Genomic DNA, 17,607 nt, shown 5'->3' with positions numbered 1-17,607 from the left:
CGCCGTATACGGAACCGTACGTACGGTGGTGTGAGAGGTCGGTAGCTGAACTAATCAACTGCCTCCTACTCGATTGGAGGTGATTTCTATGGTGGCAGTCATTTATTTTTCTAGGCGAGGTAAAAATAAGCAAGATGGTCGATGCCAATATATTAATGTTGGAAATACTGAGGTGGTTGCTCAAAAAATTGGATTAACTTTAAATGTTAAGCCAATCGAAATAAAACCACTCCAAGCATACCCAGTGGATTATTTTGAAACGAAAGCAAGATCACATGAGGAATATTTGAATGGGACACAAGTACCGATTGCTCCGGTTGATTTTGATATAACCGATAATTTAATTATTCTAGGGTTTCCGAATTGGTGGGGTACGATGCCACAAGCAGTGAAGACTTTTTTGACCAAATATGATTTGGGTGGTAAAAAAATTTATCCGTTTGTAACGCATGAAGGTAGTCAATTCGGCAAAAGCTTGGATGATCTGAAACAGTTGACACCAGACAGTCTCATCATGAAAGGTTTACCTGTTCGCGGTACACGAGCATATAAGTCTGAAAGCTCGATTAAAAATTGGTTGGAAAATATGAATTTAAATTAATGGAGGAAATAAGTATGGCAAAAAATGAACAAGTAAAAAATGGAATTTTTGAAATGGGACCAAAGAACGATGCATATGCCCAATATTTTACGGGGCAAAGTTATCTACAAAATTTAATGGCTGATCCGGCAATCGATTTTGGTATTGGTAATGTTACTTTTGAACCAGGAACACGCAATAACTGGCATATTCATCACAACGGATATCAAATTTTGTTAGTCACAGGTGGTGAAGGTTGGTATCAAGAAGAAGGAAAACCAGCCCAATCATTAAAACCCGGTGATGTAATTGTGACCCATGATGGTGTCAAACATTGGCATGGTGCAAAAAAAGATAGTTGGTTCTCACACATCGGAATTACTGCGGGAACACCAGAATGGCTAGAACCTGTTTCTGATGAACAATATGCGGAGGTTGAAAATAATGGCTAAAAAACAAACTGCAGGACGCGATAACTTAGGTGAATTTGCCCCTAAATTTGCAGAACTAAATGATGATGTTTTGTTTGATGAAGTTTGGTCACGAGAAGATCAAATGCCAGCTCATGATCGTAGTTTAATTACTGTTTCTAGTTTATTGACACAAGGAGTACCTCAACTTGAAGCACATATGAACATTGCGAAACAAAACGGAGTCACAAAAAATGAAATGGTCGAGTTAATTACCAAAGTTGTCATCAAACCACCCTTTTTTTCTGAGGATATAACCAAGGGTGATGATTAAAACAATGGTTAAGATGCTTTGAATGGAAGTAGATAGGGCGGTCACAACTATGCCTCCGTTTCAATTTCAATGTCATCAGGTAAATCGCGATATTCTGGGGTCCATTTCATATCAGCAACAGCTTGAGCAACATTGTTAATTGATTCTTCGTTTAAACCATCATCACCGGCTTGTTTGGCCACTGCAATGGCAACGGTTTGACTAAATTCGTCCAACTTGGAAACTGGAGGGAGCACTGCAGCGCCGGGCTTTGAAGAATCGACAATTCCACCAAGACTATGAGCTGCGGCAGAAATCATATCATCGGTCAGTAATTTGGCGGTAGCGGCAATCGTACCAAGTCCTAATCCGGGGTAGACTAAGGCATTGTTTGCTTGGCCAATATCGTAAGAAACACCATTGTATTCAACCGGTTCACTAGAGATTCCAGTGGCAATGAGTGCTTTACCGTCTGACCATTTAATTAAATCAGCAGCACTAGCTTCGGCTAATTTGGTAGGGTTCGACAGTGGCAAAATAATTGGACGTTCAGTATGAGCACTCATTTCTTCCACGATTTCTTTGGTAAAAGTACCGGGTTGGGTTGAAGTCCCAACAAGGACTGTTGGATGGATAGCTTTTACAGCTGCGGCTAGGGTTGTTAATTCTTCAGGATTATCAAATTCATCGCGGCGACGAGCGAATGGTTTTTGTTCAGGCGTTAAGTCGTCCATGTCGTCAAATAACAATCCTTGTTTATCAAACATGTAGAAATGTTGACGAGTTTCGTCAGCGTCCATACCTTGTTGGAGGAATTCATCATAAACGCGTTGGGCGATACCAGCGCCAGCTGTTCCAGCACCAAAACTTAAATAAATTTAATCAGTCATTTTTTGTTTCGAAATATTTAAAGCACCAAGGACACTGGATAAAACAATGATTCCAGTGCCTTGAACGTCATCATTAAATGTAGTGATTTTGTCTTTATATTGATTTAAAATATCGGCTGCATTACTACGACCAAAGTCTTCAAAATGCAAGTAAAGTTTAGGGAATAGGTTTTCGACTGTATCAACAAATTTGTCGACGAATGCGTGATAAGTTTGACCGTAAACGCGTTGTTTCTTTAAACCTAAATAAAGATCGTCATCTAAGAGTGCTTGGTTAGTCGTTCCAGCGTCTAAAACAACGGGAAGTACTTGGCTAGGATCAATTCCGGCTGCGGCAGTGTATACCATTAGTTTACCGACGGCGATATCAACTCCTTGAGTACCCCAATCGCCAATTCCAAGAATTCCTTCAGCATCGGTGACTACAATCAGGCGAATATCGCGACCATTGGCACTGGCCTTAATAGCAGATTCCATATTTTATTGGTCATCAATTGTTAAGTAAGTCGCATTTTGGGGATTGGTATATAAGGCACTGTAATTTTCAATCGTATCAGCAATTGTTGGATCATAAACAATTGGCATAAATTCATAGATATGTTCAGAGAATAATTTGTAGTATAAAACATGGTTTTCATTAAATAGGTTCATTAAGAACATCCGCTTGTCCAAATCAGTTGCTTTCGATGATAGTTGCGCATAAGCTTGAGAAACCTGTTGGTCTAAAGTTTGAATGGCTGGAGGCAAGATACCATTTAAGTTATATTTTTGACGTTCTTCTTTTGTAAAGGCAGTGCCTTTGTTTAAAAATGGGTTATTAATTAATTGTTGTGGTGTGTATTTCATGAATAGTTCCTCCGATGTCTTATTTAATTTACGCAAGCAGTATAAAACGCTGAAAAACTTATAGTCAAACCACTAAAGTATGATAAAATATATTTATATGACTAGACGGGAGAACGCTTACATGAACACGCGAGATTTAGAATACTTTAACAAATTAGTTGAATTAAAAAATTTTTCTCAAGTTGCCAAGTTTTTTGCTGTGACTCAGCCAACCATTACCTTTTCATTGAAACGGTTGGAGGATTATTTTTCGATTCAGTTAATTAATCGCGATCAAAGCCATGGCCAGTTGTCTGTGACGGAGGCGGGGAATCAGCTATTTGATCGTTCAAAAATTATTACTGGGCAATTAGAACTAGCACGAACTGAGTTAGCTAGGGTACGCCAACATAAATTGAAATTAGGCATGCCACCAATTATTGGTAGTTATTATTTTCCAAAAATTGCCAGCGAGCTGGTTAAACAAAATTTAATGGACGTTGTCGATACTAAAGAAGGTGGCTCTGATGATTTGTTTTATCAGATGCGTTCGGGAGATTTAGATATTGCATTGCTCGGATCGACAGGACCTAAAATTGCTGAGGATATGGACATTACTCAAATCATGAGTGTTCCATTTACGATTGTTGTTGATAAACAACACCCGCTAGCCCAATTACCTGAAGTAGCCTTTGCGGATTTAAAAAAATATTCGTTTGTTTCGTTGGCGGAAGGATTTGTGATTGTTCAAGCTTTTGATTGGTTTGTTAAAAATGCTCAAATGCAACCAGAGGTACTGTATCGAATCTCAGATGTAGCCATGCTTAAAAAGATGATTAAAGAACGGGTTGGAATTGGCTTTTTGACTGAAATTGCAGTTACGCCCGAAGATGATTTAGTGACAATTCCGTTAACAGACAAGAATCAGCCGGAATTTATTATTTCGGTCTTTAATCGCAAAAACCAAGTGTTAGAAAATGATTTACTCAAATTAAAAAATGTATTAGTACAAACCAAATAAGATGAGGATTGAAAATGAAAGATAGAAGTATTCCAGATGTATTTTGGAAGCGCGGTAAACAAATTGTTAATAATGGGGATGTTGATATTGATGAAATCGATTATTCGAATAATTTGGTGCGTGCTACAGTCATCGGTACATATCGCTATGAAGTCACGATTAATGAAAATGAGGTGCAAAAAGACTTTTGTTCGTGCCCATATTTCGCAGAACACGGTTACTGCAAACATATTGCAGCAGTGATTGAATTTTTGGCTAAATATGGAAATCCAATTGAACATTTATTTGAAGGTGAACCTAAAAATGTCCTGCGTGATATCGTGCAAAACAAGAATGCAATTGATTGGGTTCCAGAAACTAAGCACTCTAATGGTTTATCTTTCTTATCAGATATCAAGTATACAGAACAAGATGCTTTTAAATTACCAAATGTGGATGAAAGTGACGAGCCACTGATGTTGGAAGTGACTTTAGCCTTAGGCGGCATTAGTCACGATGATTACGAACTCGATGTCGGACGATTGTTTATTAAGTTAAGAATAGGCAGTCGTAATGATCAAAAATTTTATGCGATTAAGAACGTCGACAGTTTTTTAGATGATTTCAATCAGCAAGCTATCTATCAAACTGGTGGGAAAAAACGGTTTTCGTTAAATCAAAGTAATTTTAATGATGTAGATAAAGCATTTTTAATCTTTTTGTCAGCACATCAGCGAGATCAAAATTTTGAATCTAGTCAGTTTGACAAAAATCAATACTATTTAATTACACCTGAAAATCTTGAAGCCACCATTAATGTCGCACAACAGGTGGATTATTTTTTGTTTCTTTCAATCAATGAAAGTGAATATGATGCTGTTCAATATCTGCCTTACGACGTAAATAGTGGCTTATTTAGTGCTAATGTGACCAATGATAAAGATGGATATGATTTAAAGATTGATGCACAGTTTGATTTAGAGTTAGAAGACGATAATGCTTTATTGATGGATGATGTGATTTATTATACTGACCATCAAACGGCTTCCAAAATTAAAGACATTTTGTTCCGCTACCGACAAAATACGCACCATCAATTCGGCGGAATTGGGGTACCAATGGAAGTCGACGCGAGTTTATATTTTCCAATTGGTAGTGAACGGGCATTAATTGATTTTATTAAGTATTTTCAGCAGGTCGGCACAGTTATTGTGCCAGACGAATTGACAATTAGCCCAATGAAACCACAGTTTAATTTGGATATCGATAATAATTTTATTCAACTGGGCTTGGAATTTAATTATCAGTCAGCAGAGGACACAACCACAATTCACCGAGATGATATCAAGGAGGGGATGGCGCGGCAGTATCTAGCTCGCTTGAACTTTGTTGGTGACGATGACAATTATAGTTTGAACGTGATGAGCGGGGATCAAATGTATGATTTTGTTACTCGGCAATTACCTAATTTACGTGAAAATGGAGTGGTTGAATTAAGCAATCGGCTAGACAAAATGTTGTCAGAAATGAATTTGGCTAATCCCAATATTAACGTTTCGGAAAATGATGGGTTGTTATCAGTTCGATTTACAATTGACGGCATCAATGAAAATGATGTCGATGCGATGTTAGATCAATTAGAGCATAATCAAAAACCATTTGTTCAACGTCAAGATGGCTCAATCATGTTAGTGGATGATTCACTGCGTAAAATTACTGCAGTTTTAACTCAATTAAGAGCTGGTCATGATAAATTCGAGCACGGTGAAATCAAAATTGCCGCAGCACAAGCGCTAAGCGTTCAAGCGATGTTAGATGATACTGCTGACTTTGATGAAAAGTTTAAACATCTGGCGCAAGACTTAGCTCATCCTGATCAGTTTGATTATCCGATTAAAGCAAAGGTCCAGGCAGATTTGCGCCAATATCAAAAAGACGGTATTCAATGGCTTGAAATGTTAAATGAATACCATTTCGGTGGTATTTTAGCTGATGAAATGGGACTGGGGAAAACCGTCCAGATGATTGCCTTTTTGTTGAATAATTTGGTTTCGGAACGGGTGAATTTAATTGTGGCGCCAGCATCATTAACCTATAACTGGCAAGCCGAATTTGAAAAATTTGCACCAAGTATGTCTGTGAGTGTGGTTGATGGCTCCAAATTAGAACGGCGCAAAATTATCAATGAAAGTAATAGTGAAGTATTAATTACTAGTTACAACAGCGCCCGTGCTGACATTGCCGAATATCAGCAACTTAATTTGGAATATTTGGTGTTAGATGAAGCGCAATTTATCAAGAATTCAACCTCAAAAACTAATCAAGCTTTGCGTAAATTGACACCACGGAATGCATTTGCTCTTTCGGGTACGCCAATCGAAAATCGAATTGAAGAATTATGGGCGATTTTTGAAGTAGTCATGCCAGGACTTTTACCAAGTAAAAAAGCCTTTAAGCATTTGGCACCGGCCGAAGTTGCACTTCGAGTCACGCCATTTATTATGCGACGAGAAAAAAAGAAAGTGCTGACAGAGTTACCAGAAAAAGTGGAGTCGAACCTATATAATGAGTTAACTAAAGAGCAAAAAGCAGTTTATTTAGCTCAGCTCAAGCAAATGCAGGTCAAAGTGAAGGGCATGTCTGGAGATGCATTTGTCAAAAACAAAATTGAAATTTTAGCTGGCTTAACGAGATTACGACAAATTTGTGATACACCAGCACTTTATTTGGACGAATACAATAGTGATTCTGGCAAAATCAATCAATTGAAGGAAATTTTACAACAGGCCAAGGACAATGACCGACATGTGCTTATTTTTTCTCAATTTACAACCATGCTTGATGAAATTAAAACTGAATTGAATGAACTAGGCTTAGATTCTTATTTATTAAAGGGTGATACTAAACCCAAAGAACGGTTAGAAATGGTCAATCAATTTAATGATGGCGAAAAGAGTATCTTTTTGATTTCGCTCAAAGCTGGTGGGACCGGATTGAATCTGACGCGTGCTGATATGGTTATTCTGGTTGATTTATGGTGGAATCCAGCGGTTGAGGATCAAGCAACTGCGCGAGCACATCGAATTGGCCAGAAAAACAATGTGGATGTCTTTAGACTAATCACCAAGGGGACGATTGAAGAACAAATTTTCAAACTGCAAGAAAAGAAACGCAACTTTGTGGATCAAGTTTTGAGTGGAACTGAAAATAAGGCTTCCTTGTCTGAAGCAGAGGTCAAAGAAATCCTAGGAATTGAATAGTTACGCTACAATTTTTTAGATTTGGATATTTACTCACTGTCAATATGTTGGTATACTTATTTGGTACCGCATTTGGAGAGTTGGCAGAGTGGTAATGCAACGGACTCGAAATCCGTCGAACCGGTTCATACCGGCGCGCAGGTTCAAATCCTGTACTCTCCTTACTTAAAGTAAGTAGATTATTTTAAGAAAATTAAAAACACCTTCATACCAATGGTTGAGGGTGCTTTTTTATTTTTAAAAAGTATAAGAAAGAATAAGAATAGTAAATTTTGGTACGCATTTGTTACGCATTAGCCTTTTTGGAATTTGTATATTTGCTTTTTTTAGTGTATAAATCATCTATTGCATTTACAATCAAATTATCAGTCGCGGCTTTATATTCGTCAATCATATATGAATAAGTTCGTGTTGTGATAGAAACATCTGAATGACCCAATCTCTTTGCAATAGCATAGATGTCAATGCCTTGTGAGAGCAGATAAGCCACATGCGTGTGTCTCCTTAATTGATTTGATAATAAACGTCTCATGTACTTATACTTAAAGGGTTGTCAGTATGCGAGGCGTTTTTCTTTTGGTCTTTGACTCGGCTTTGACTCGGTTTAGTCCGAATTCATGGCCTTAGCGAATATTTCAGACGCCGTTTTTTCCATCTTATCAGTGACATGTGAATATAAATCTAATGTGATCTGTATGCTGGCGTGTCCGAGCCGCTCACTGATAATTTTAGGACTAACCCCAGCTTCAAGTAATAGAGTAGCGTGTGTATGGCGTAGTCCGTGAATGGTGATTACTCGTAGCTGGTTATCAGTGATGGTTTTCATCAACCATTTACGAGGAACGGTTAGCTGTAAAAATTCGTTGTGTTCGTTACTGAATACAAGTTGATGCTTTTTAAGCGTGCTATATCCTAGTTTGAGCATGTCTTTACTTTGCTGAACTTTCCACCGTTTCAGTACGGCCATAGTTTCAAGATCAATGCTAATAGTACGCTTTGAATGCTTTGTTTTTGGTTGTTCAAGGTATAGCGCCGTTCTTTACCCATAGCCAATGTCTGGACGATACTAATAGAATTGTTCTCAAAGTCCACATGTTGCCATTCAAGCCCCAGCAGTTCACCTTGACGGCATCCGGAAGCAGAGAACAGTTTCATGAATGTGTATGCTTTTTGTGTCTGTTGCTCTTTAGTCAACTCAAGGAACTGTTTGAGTTCGTCTTTAGTGTAGTAGTTCTGGCGTTTTGGTTCATCGAGGGATTCTTTACGCTTTGGGATAGTGATATGGGTAGCTGGATTATCCTTAATTAATCCCAGATTAATCGCATACTCAAATATTCGTGAAACATCTGTGACAAAATCCCGATACTTAACGAACTTCTTAACGTTATTGTTAGCGAAGTGCTGAATATCAGCAATCGTAATTTCATCCATACGCTTACTACCAAAAATAGGTATGGTATGCACTTCATACTGGCTAATAGCTTTACAGTAGGTGCTTTCCTTTACAGTGAGCTCGTAGTTCTCTTTCCATAAGTCGAAGACGTCTTTAAACGTCTTAATATCCCTGGTAGTGGGTTCATCTTTAAAATACGTGCCATCATCAAACGAAGCTTTCAACCGCGTTACTGTGAGTTGAGCTTCTTTTTTTGTATCAAAGCCGCGGCGTGTAGTATTTACATCACGGCCTGTTTTTGGGTTCACACCCAGATACGTCTTAAACATCCATTTTTTAGTGCCGTTTTTAAGTTCGTACTGCTTAATAACTGTCATAATCTATTATCCTTTCATATTCAGTACTGTGGCGGGGCATGGATATGTATTGGATTAATTGAACTTGATAAAAACGACATTAATTTGCATGTTTGAACTATTTAGCATGATTGTAAATAACAAAACAGGCGATTCTTTAATATTGGTTACATCAACTACTTAGATTGCAAGAGTACTTTTACGTACGGCTGTAGAGCAATAACGAGCCGGTAGGCATCCCCAGACAGCATTTAATATATTGAATCTATCAAGGTGGAAATCAGACAAGAATTTTATGGAATTGGTCAATCAAACTGCCTATAGTCAACAAATTGTGACGGAAAATCAACAGTTGCTTAAGCAGCAGGATTTGTCGACGGTAATTAATGATTTGTACACATCACCACAAAATAAAAAAGCCCTACGCCAGGTACTGTTGGTTGTTAAGGATATTCAAAAAGCAATGGGGGGCCAGGCACCAGATAAGGTATTTATCGAATTTGCACGTGAAGATGAAGCTGATCCACGTCGTACAACTAGTCGTGCAAATCACTTAAAACAGGTCTATCAAGGATTGAGTGATGAACTGCTGGCAAGTTCCGCAATCAGATCTCAGTTGAATAGTGAGCAGTATTCAATGGCGCGGGATCGGTATTATCTGTACTTCGCACAAGGTGGGCGAGATCTGTATACTGGCGAGTCAATCAGTATTGATGATATCTCAAGTTATGACATCGACCATATTTTGCCACAGTCCTTTATTAAGGATGATTCGCTTGATAACCGGGTACTGGTTAATCAAACTTCTAACCGAGAGAAGGCGGATAATTTACCTGGTGAGACATTGGTTAATAAGATGCGGTCGTTATGGAAACGTCAGTTGGACGCGGGGATGATGACCAAGCGTAAGTTTAATAATCTTACTTTGACTCATGATAAAGTGAATAAGTACCAAAAGACTAGTTTTGTTCGGCGTCAGTTAGTTGAGACACGTCAGGTAATTAAGTTTGTGGCTAATATTCTCGCTGATGAATATCAGAATGATGACACTAAGATTATTTCTGTTAAGGCCAACTTAACCCACCAGATGCGTGAAGATTTTGATTTTTCCAAAAATCGAAATGTAAACAACTATCATCATGCATTCGATGCCTACTTAACAACGGTCGTTGGCTTGCATCTCCTCGAACATTATCCCAAGCTTAGTAAGCTGTTTACGTACGGTGAATTTTTCAAGGGAGAATTGCCCAATCTTGGATCGTTTAACTTTTTACATGATTTGGGATGGGTTGATCCTAAACACAATGATAAAAAAATGCAGCGTTCGGATGCGTATCAGGAGTTATGGGATCGACTCGATCATATTTATGATTTTAAGAAGGTTACTGTAACTCATGAAGTGTTTGAAAATCATGGTGCGCTGTATGAACGGACTCTGTATAAGGCTACCGATGACAAGGGTAGTGGTCGCGGATCAAAGCAGTTAATACCGAAAAAGAAAAATATGCCAACTGAATTGTATGGTGGCTATACCGGAGCAACTAGTGCATTCATGACAATTGTGCGTCTGAAAAAGAAAGACGAATTTTACTATAAAGTATTTGGAATACCTACACGAATTGCGGATAAGATTTCGAATGGTAAAGAAATAAAATTAGACAAACTTCTGGAATACATGAAGCGCCAATTTACTAGTCAAAAGATAAATAAAAAAACAGGTGAAGTAGTAAGCAAAGTTGAACCATTTGAAATTATCGCACCAAAAATTTCTTACCGACAGCTTGTAGTTGATGAAGGTCAACCGTTTATGCTTGGCACCGCAACGTATCGTCATAATGCGCGTGAATTGTATTTATCGAAGAATATGATTAGAGCTATTAATCAAGGTGAACAGCTTGACGCAGTATATTCAGAAATTTTAAAGAGTGTACATTCATATTTTCCAATGTATAAAATAAATAAATTCATCGCTAAGTTGACTGAAGGCGAAAGCATCTTTGACAGTTTACCCAATAATACACAGTATGAGAGTGGTAAGATTCTGCAAATTGGTAAACATTCAGTTATAGATCGGATCTTGATAGGATTGCATGCCAATGCCTCTGTCTCAGATCTAAAGGTGTTAGGGATATCAACGCCATTTGGGTTTATGCAACAAGGGAGAGGCATAACTTTGACAAGCGATGCTAAGCTGATTTATCAGTCACCGACAGGGCTGTATGAAAAAATAGTAGCACTTAAAGATTTAAAGCCGCTGGCATAACGGTTTCAGGGATATAGTAAAAGAGCAATTGATCGTAGGGATCAATTGCTCTTTTTATGTAATGCCCATAAGGGCTTCAATTAAGATGATAAAACTTGGCCGAAGCCTTGTTTGATTTTAACTTAAGCTTGGTAAAAATATAAGTACGATCCGTCGGTGAGTTAATCCGACAAATAGATTATAGCATAAATTGAAACGATTACAAGGAGGTTGGAAAAAGTGGGATGGCGCAGCGTAATTATTACACAGCACGCAAAAATTTCTTACTCAAGTCGACAATTGGTGGTGCAAACAAGGGATGGAACGAGTCAAATCCCGATTAGCGATATTCAAATTGTACTGATTACGACGTTAAGTGCGGTTGTGACGACTGCAGCCATTGCAGCCTTAACGAGTAGTGGTGCGAAAGTGATTTTTTTTGGGCCGTGACGGGCAACCAATCTGTGAAACAGTTGGGTATTATTCTGGTAACCGAGATGCAAATTTGGTTCAAACACAGATTGACTGGAATGATGGTAAGAAAAAAATATTATGGACTAAGCTAATTTATCAAAAAATTCAAATGCAAATTCAAGTTTGCCAGTTGATGGGCATTGAATGTTTTGCACTAAAAGATGAGCTTGAGAAACTGGAAATTGGTGATATTACTAACCGAGAAGCAGTAGTCGCACATAAATATTTTACGATGGTGTTTGACAATGATTTTGTTCGGCATCAATTTGACCCAATTAATGCCGCATTAAACTATGGTTATTCGATCCTACTGTCTGCAATTGATCGTGAGATTGCCGCCAATGGATATCTCACTCAGTTTGGAATTCATCATCATAGCGAGGGTAACGATTTTAATTTGGGATCGGATTTGATGGAGCCATTCCGACCAATTATTGATTTTTGGGTTGCACACCAGAAATTTAATGAATTAACGCCGGATGTTAAATATGGATTGGTGGATTTACTAAATTTCGAATTTAAATACAATGATGAAAAAACGATTTTACGAAATGCGTTGACTAAGCATGTAGCAAATTGTGTTAATTTTCTTAGTGAAAAACGTGATGAAGTTACAATAAAGGTGGAATTAACTGATGAGGTACCGAATAATGCGATTAATGGTCATGTTTGATTTACCTGTTGAAACAAGCGAGCAGCGACGCAATTATCGTCGATTTCGCAAGGCATTAATAAATGAAGGATTTCTTATGATTCAGTACTCGATTTATGTGCGTGTATGCGTCACAAAACAATCGGCAACTTTTATGGAACGTCGAATTTCTGATTTTGCACCGGCGGATGGTGTTGTCCAATCTATGATGGTGACGGAGAAACAGTATAATGACATGCATTTTATTGCTGGTGAACCAAAAAAAGATGTACGAAACACCTCTAACCGGACGGTGATTTTATGAGAATGACTTACTATCCATTCAAACCGTTTGAAATTAATGAGGGAAAGTTAACAGTAATTGAGACGAATAATCATGAGTTTTATCAAACGTTGATATTAAATTTTAAGGATCTTCAAGATGATGTCCATTTTAGTGATGATGAGTTTAAGCTGGTTGAAACAAGCAAAGCAATTCATTGGTTTGGGGATGCTTTTATTCAGAATGATTTAGATAAATTGTTTACTAACCGACTTTACAAGCATTTTAAAGAGGTAGTAACTCCCGAGCAACAACAGCAAATTTTTGAATTAAGCCAACAGCTTAAATTGGCGGTGTTATGCGCGTCGTACTCACTAGATTTACCATTACAAATTGAAGAACAAACGGAATTAGAAAAAGTTTTTAAATTTTGTGATTTAAGATTTATACCGACTGTAGTTAACCGTCCATATGATATAATTGAGACACTTCTAAAAACTTCTGTAGAGTTAAATGAATCTCGGATTTTAGGACTCATGAATGTTTCTGACTATTTAACGCGTGACGAGTTTAGCGAGTTAAATAGATTGATTCAAATGTTAAATATTAAAATTATTCTCATTAAGTTCTCGGAGATTAATCGATATAAAATGTTTGAAGGATGCCGGTATTACTACGTTGATAATGATTATGTTGAATGGCACTATGAATGATCATTATAGATTGATTATAAAATAACGGTTTTAGAAGCTTGGTAAAAATATGAGTTACGATCCTGCCGGTGCGTTTGGAGTTGCTGTATCGTGGTTTTAGAAGCTTGGTAAAAATATGAGTTACGATCCAATCACAGAGTCTATAGAAGAAGACATTTAGTTTTAGAAGCTTGGTAAAAATATGAGTTACGATCCTGTTGATCGGTTAATTCATTTGAGCCTTCAGTTTTAGAAGCTTGGTAAAAATATGAGTTACGATCCTCTTAAACGACACGGTTGAACTAATGGCGGGTTTTAGAAGCTTGGTAAAAATATGAGTTACGATCCTAGTGACTGCTGAAAATGCAGATCAAACTGGTTTTAGAAGCTTGGTAAAAATATGAGTTACGATCCGGAGGAATATTAAGATGTTAGACGAATACCGTTTTAGAAGCTTGGTAAAAATATGAGTTACGATCCTGCAAAGCCACAATTGTCATGATTGTGCCCGTTTTAGAAGCTTGGTAAAAATATGAGTTACGATCCAGCATATTTGAGCAACAAAGCTAAATCAACGTTTTAGAAGCTTGGCGAAAATATAAGTACAATCTCATTGCTCTAATCACCGATGTTCTTTTACCTAAGATGCCGAATTATATCTTGAGTCAGATATAACAAACTTGGCATGTTGCGAATCATTTGCGCACGATCAGACACTATGAGACCAATAACAGCAGTGAACTTAACGAACGGAGAAAATTACTGATGATTGAATGGTCACAAGATACGATTGATGCGTTTCGGCAAACACTGCTTGATTGGTACGATACTCATGGGCGTGATTTACCGTGGCGGCAGGATCATGATCCGTACCACGTTTGGATTTCAGAAATTATGTTGCAACAGACCCAGGTGAATACGGTGATTCCGTACTACGAACGGTTTATGACGTGGTTTCCGACGGTACAAGAGCTCGCGACAGCACCAGAAGCACGATTAATGAAGGCGTGGGAAGGGCTCGGGTACTATTCACGAGCGCGCAATTTGCAGAAGGCGGCCCGACAGATTGTCGACGATTATCACGGACAATGGCTGCAAACGGCAGACGTGTTACGCGAACTGGCAGGAATTGGACCGTATACGGCCGGCGCAATTGCAAGTATCGCGTTCAATCAACCTGTGCCGGCAGTCGACGGTAACGCGTTTCGCGTATTTGCACGTCTGTTAAAAATTGACGCTGATATTGCCAAACCCCAGACACGCCAGATTTTTGAACAGGTAATTGCGCGAATTATTTCACCAGATCGTCCGGGCGACTTTAATCAGGCAATTATGGATCTCGGTGCGAGCTATATGAGCGCCAAGAATCCGGACTCGGAACACTCTCCCGTGCGCCAGTTTAATCAGGCATATTTGGATGGTGTTGAGGATCAATATCCGGTTAAAACGAAGAAGCCACGGCCCAAGCCAGTGGCGTACTTTGGTTTAGTTATGCCAGATGCTAATCAGTACTTGATGGAAAAACGACCGAGTAACGGATTACTGGCTAACTTTTGGACGTTTCCACTGGTTAAGCAAGCGGACGTATTGGTGGCCACGGATTCTGGGGATACAGATTCTGAGGATAATGAGCCAACGGACTCGGAGATACTAGAATTGTTGCGTCAGTATTTAATGACAAAATATGGGTTCAAAGTTTCCCTGAAACCAGTACAAGGACGACCGGTGACGCACACGTTTACGCATCAAAAATGGACAATCACATTACTACAGGTAATCTGGAATGAACGCCCTGATTTAAGCTATTTTCCGGGTGAATGGCTGAATGTCACGAAGTTTGATCAAATTGCTTGGCCGAAAGTGCAGGAAAAGATGTGGGCACGTGTGGGAAAGTAGACTACTGCACTGTAGATATTTATAGTGAATGAAATTGAATAAATCCTGACCAATTCGCCATGTCATGGATTAACGGGCGCACTCTATCCGAGTGCGTTTTTATGTTGCTCTTACTAAAGGTTGAAAGTTAATATTTCCACTTAAGCCCTGATCTGTTAGGACTTTTTTGCTACAAAAACTGACTAACATTAGTGGTGAATCATAAAAGATGAATAAATTTTGAATTTATCGATGATTATTGGGGATTTTATAAATATTATCAAAAATATCAGCATTTTTTGAATAGCTTGTCCTGTGTTGAATGGTATAAACTTGGTAATAAATAATCGATTAAGGGTGTTCATCAGGAGAAATTATGAAATTTCAGTCCACATTAACTAAACAAGAATTTTTGACTGGGGTCCGGTTTGGTTTAAGGCATGGAAAATCGAAAAAGAGAAGGTTAATACAGGACTCCATCTTATTAATCTTAGCCTTTAGTATGATTGCACAAGCATTAACTGACAATCAGCAGTCAAGTGGCGGCAAGATTTTAACAGTAATTTTTTATTGCATTTTTTTTGGCTTGTTATTTGTGATGATAAATTTTGGGGCTATACTGACTGTTAAATTTCAAGGTAAGCAGAATCATGAAATTGATAATCCTAGAACAATTAGTTTGTCTGAAGATGGAATTGAAAGTATAAGATCAGACCATAGTTATTTTGCAAAATGGAGTAGGTATCAACATTAATATTATTAAAAAACAACAATAATACTTTTGAAATGTTTTCTATTAAATCCTTAGATGAAAATACATTAAATCAAATAAAAAAGATTTTACTGTCACATATGGTAAACAACAAGGTGTAAAAATTGAGCAAAATATTATCTCAAATATTTGAATATATGAAGTTAATGCCACTACCCATATTAATAACATTATTAATACTTTTTCCAATCTTAATTTATCTGATTGAATTATGGCAGCTAAAAAAGCATCGGATGAATGCTGGCGTTCTTTTGTTAATCATCTGTTGTGGTTGGCTTTTTTTATTGGTATTATTGTATTGTTTACTTGGCCTATTCAATTTGAAACTAGTTGAAGACGGATATGTTGATTCTAATTTGAACACTTTTTCAATGCTTTTTTATGTGAGCGTTATTGTATTGTCTATTGTTTGGGTAATCGTGAACGTTATTATCAATTATATTATGCATTGGAAAATAAAAACTGGTCAATGGTCACTTAAAATAGAAAATTATTATTGGGTCCCGACTTTTTTTGCTTGGATAGTAATGGTAAAAATCGTGATTGCAGTGATTAAAGTTTATCTCATTCCAAGCTTACATATAGGCAGAGACTCCATTATCCGAATATTGTTAATTATTGCCTGGTACTTTACGGCACTAGTAATCTTAAAATTAGTCAATCAATTGGTTCATGGTATTGGTCGCCACTGGGCAATTTCAAAAAGCGCTCAGCAAGAAAAAAACTGGTTTCAATCACGGAAAAAAAGACGGACGCGCAAACAAAAGCGCAAACAATAAATTGAATCAAATATGTAATGAGGTAAGGAGACGAATTATGAGAATTAACGTTTTACAACATACGCCTAATGAAGGACCAGGTTATATTCAAGCTTGGGCACATGAGCATGGATATGAATTGTACATTTATCATCCATATCAATTTGGTATTTTTCCGACCGCAGAATCAACCGACATGTTGGTCGTGTTGGGTGGCCCAATGAGCGTTAATGACGACACAGACTGGATTAAGACTGAAAGAAAGCTCATTAAGCAATTGATTGATAATGACACACCAATTTTTGGAGCTTGCTTTGGGGCACAACAAATAGCTAAAACTTTGGGTTACCAGGTTATCATTGGTGCTGCTAAAGAAGTTGGATGGGCACCGGTGACCAAGCAAACAGACGTAATTCCAGGCATTCCAGCTCAATTGGAAGTTTTACATTGGCATCAAGAAGTATTTCAAATTCCTGAGGAGGCAACTTTGTTATTTTCTAGTAAGGCGGTTAAAAACCAGGGATTTGTGATGAATCATCGAATTGTTGGATTACAATTCCATTTTGAACCAACGATCGACAATGTGAGAGAAATGGTCGTGAATGATGCCGAGTATTTAACTGATTCGATTTTTAAACAATCGGCGACGGACGTGCTATCACGTGAATTACCAAGTCAAAATAAAAAAGTATTGGATAGCATCTTAGATTATATTTCCGGAAAATAAAAATGATGATCCCAGTCAGGAGATCACCATTTTATTGCGTCTTTAGACCTGGTTGAGCACGTCAAGTGTGCGAAACAAAAAACCACCTGCTATGCGGGTGGAGAGCAAATGGGTTATACAAAAATG

14 protein-coding genes, 1 tRNA gene, 3 pseudogenes and 1 CRISPR repeat array are annotated in these 17,607 nt (G+C 37.8%); of the genes and pseudogenes, 14 read left to right on the top strand and 4 right to left on the bottom strand.

Annotated elements, in window-relative coordinates; genetic code table 11:
* The first annotated feature begins 88 nt into the window (after nucleotides 1-88).
* The 3 genes from FFM59_RS07120 to FFM59_RS07110 are packed head-to-tail and all read left to right on the top strand — an operon-like array spanning nucleotide 89 to nucleotide 1,324.
* On the top strand, nucleotides 89-601 hold the full coding sequence (locus FFM59_RS07120; protein ID WP_137602348.1) for a flavodoxin: 513 nt from the start codon (nucleotides 89-91) through the stop codon (nucleotides 599-601).
* 14 nt (nucleotides 602-615) lie between these two features.
* On the top strand, nucleotides 616-1,032 hold the full coding sequence (locus tag FFM59_RS07115) for a cupin domain-containing protein (RefSeq protein WP_137602347.1): 417 nt from the start codon (nucleotides 616-618) through the stop codon (nucleotides 1,030-1,032).
* Nucleotides 1,025-1,324: a carboxymuconolactone decarboxylase family protein gene (locus FFM59_RS07110; protein ID WP_137602346.1), complete on the top strand. Its 300-nt coding sequence runs from the start codon at nucleotides 1,025-1,027 to the stop codon at nucleotides 1,322-1,324. Before FFM59_RS07115 ends, FFM59_RS07110 begins: the two co-directional genes overlap by 8 nt.
* A 47-nt stretch (nucleotides 1,325-1,371) precedes the next feature.
* Here FFM59_RS07110 and FFM59_RS07105 read toward each other — a convergent pair.
* Nucleotides 1,372-3,039: pseudogene (locus FFM59_RS07105) on the bottom strand (malolactic enzyme).
* 121 nt (nucleotides 3,040-3,160) lie between these two features.
* On the opposite strand from FFM59_RS07105, the gene FFM59_RS07100 reads away from it, so the two are divergent.
* From FFM59_RS07100 to FFM59_RS07090, 3 genes are all read left to right on the top strand, one after another.
* A complete protein-coding gene (locus FFM59_RS07100; protein ID WP_137602345.1) occupies nucleotides 3,161-4,039 on the top strand; it encodes a LysR family transcriptional regulator in 879 nt (292 codons plus the stop codon).
* 14 nt (nucleotides 4,040-4,053) lie between these two features.
* Nucleotides 4,054-7,278, top strand: a complete 3,225-nt coding sequence (locus tag FFM59_RS07095; protein WP_137602344.1) for an SNF2-related protein — start codon at nucleotides 4,054-4,056, stop codon at nucleotides 7,276-7,278.
* Between the two features lie 74 nt (nucleotides 7,279-7,352).
* Nucleotides 7,353-7,440 (top strand) — tRNA-Ser (locus FFM59_RS07090).
* A gap of 124 nt (nucleotides 7,441-7,564) precedes the next feature.
* On the opposite strand, the pseudogene FFM59_RS07085 reads toward FFM59_RS07090, so the two are convergent.
* The 3 genes and pseudogenes from FFM59_RS07085 to FFM59_RS10280 form a co-directional block, all read right to left on the bottom strand.
* A pseudogene (locus tag FFM59_RS07085) lies at nucleotides 7,565-7,780 on the bottom strand (site-specific integrase); the annotation flags it as partial.
* A 102-nt stretch (nucleotides 7,781-7,882) separates the two neighbouring features.
* Entirely contained in the window at nucleotides 7,883-8,245 is a 363-nt protein-coding gene (locus FFM59_RS10285; protein WP_263854043.1) for a tyrosine-type recombinase/integrase, read from the bottom strand.
* On the bottom strand, nucleotides 8,233-9,048 hold the full coding sequence (locus FFM59_RS10280; protein ID WP_263854042.1) for a site-specific integrase: 816 nt from the start codon (nucleotides 9,046-9,048) through the stop codon (nucleotides 8,233-8,235). The genes FFM59_RS10285 and FFM59_RS10280 overlap by 13 nt, the downstream gene beginning before the upstream one ends.
* 238 nt (nucleotides 9,049-9,286) lie before the next feature.
* On the opposite strand from FFM59_RS10280, the gene cas9 reads away from it, so the two are divergent.
* The 8 genes and pseudogenes from cas9 to FFM59_RS07040 all read left to right on the top strand — a co-directional run bounded on the left by cas9 (nucleotide 9,287) and on the right by FFM59_RS07040 (nucleotide 17,481).
* The gene (gene cas9 / locus FFM59_RS07075; RefSeq protein ID WP_225420326.1) at nucleotides 9,287-11,290 is read left to right on the top strand and encodes a type II CRISPR RNA-guided endonuclease Cas9; all 2,004 of its coding nucleotides are present in this window, start codon (nucleotides 9,287-9,289) and stop codon (nucleotides 11,288-11,290) included.
* A gap of 219 nt (nucleotides 11,291-11,509) precedes the next feature.
* Nucleotides 11,510-12,416, top strand: a pseudogene (gene cas1, locus FFM59_RS07070) (type II CRISPR-associated endonuclease Cas1).
* The gene (gene cas2, locus FFM59_RS07065; RefSeq protein ID WP_225420325.1) at nucleotides 12,394-12,699 is read left to right on the top strand and encodes a CRISPR-associated endonuclease Cas2; all 306 of its coding nucleotides are present in this window, start codon (nucleotides 12,394-12,396) and stop codon (nucleotides 12,697-12,699) included. Before cas1 ends, cas2 begins: the two are co-directional and overlap by 23 nt.
* On the top strand, nucleotides 12,696-13,370 hold the full coding sequence (gene csn2 / locus FFM59_RS07060; protein ID WP_137602341.1) for a type II-A CRISPR-associated protein Csn2: 675 nt from the start codon (nucleotides 12,696-12,698) through the stop codon (nucleotides 13,368-13,370). Before cas2 ends, csn2 begins: the two co-directional genes overlap by 4 nt.
* Before the next feature lie 27 nt (nucleotides 13,371-13,397).
* A CRISPR array of direct repeats spans nucleotides 13,398-13,895; the repeat unit is 36 nt; unit sequence GTTTTAGAAGCTTGGTAAAAATATGAGTTACGATCC.
* Between the two features lie 219 nt (nucleotides 13,896-14,114).
* Nucleotides 14,115-15,245, top strand: coding sequence for an A/G-specific adenine glycosylase (gene mutY / locus FFM59_RS07055; RefSeq protein WP_137602340.1), 1,131 nt, complete (start codon nucleotides 14,115-14,117; stop codon nucleotides 15,243-15,245).
* Nucleotides 15,246-15,726: 481 nt separating this feature from the next.
* Nucleotides 15,727-15,978: a hypothetical protein gene (locus FFM59_RS07050; protein WP_137602339.1), complete on the top strand. Its 252-nt coding sequence runs from the start codon at nucleotides 15,727-15,729 to the stop codon at nucleotides 15,976-15,978.
* Between the two features lie 122 nt (nucleotides 15,979-16,100).
* Nucleotides 16,101-16,775, top strand: a complete 675-nt coding sequence (locus tag FFM59_RS07045; RefSeq protein WP_137602338.1) for a hypothetical protein — start codon at nucleotides 16,101-16,103, stop codon at nucleotides 16,773-16,775.
* 37 nt (nucleotides 16,776-16,812) lie between these two features.
* On the top strand, nucleotides 16,813-17,481 hold the full coding sequence (locus FFM59_RS07040) for a type 1 glutamine amidotransferase (protein ID WP_137602337.1): 669 nt from the start codon (nucleotides 16,813-16,815) through the stop codon (nucleotides 17,479-17,481).
* Nucleotides 17,482-17,607: the final 126 nt, after the last annotated feature.

The sequence above is a fragment of the Paucilactobacillus nenjiangensis genome, assembly GCF_005405445.1.
Taxonomy (GTDB): domain Bacteria; phylum Bacillota; class Bacilli; order Lactobacillales; family Lactobacillaceae; genus Paucilactobacillus; species Paucilactobacillus nenjiangensis.
The sequence above is the reverse complement of the archived record's forward strand: the minus strand, read 5'-3'. Positions and strand labels throughout refer to the sequence as shown.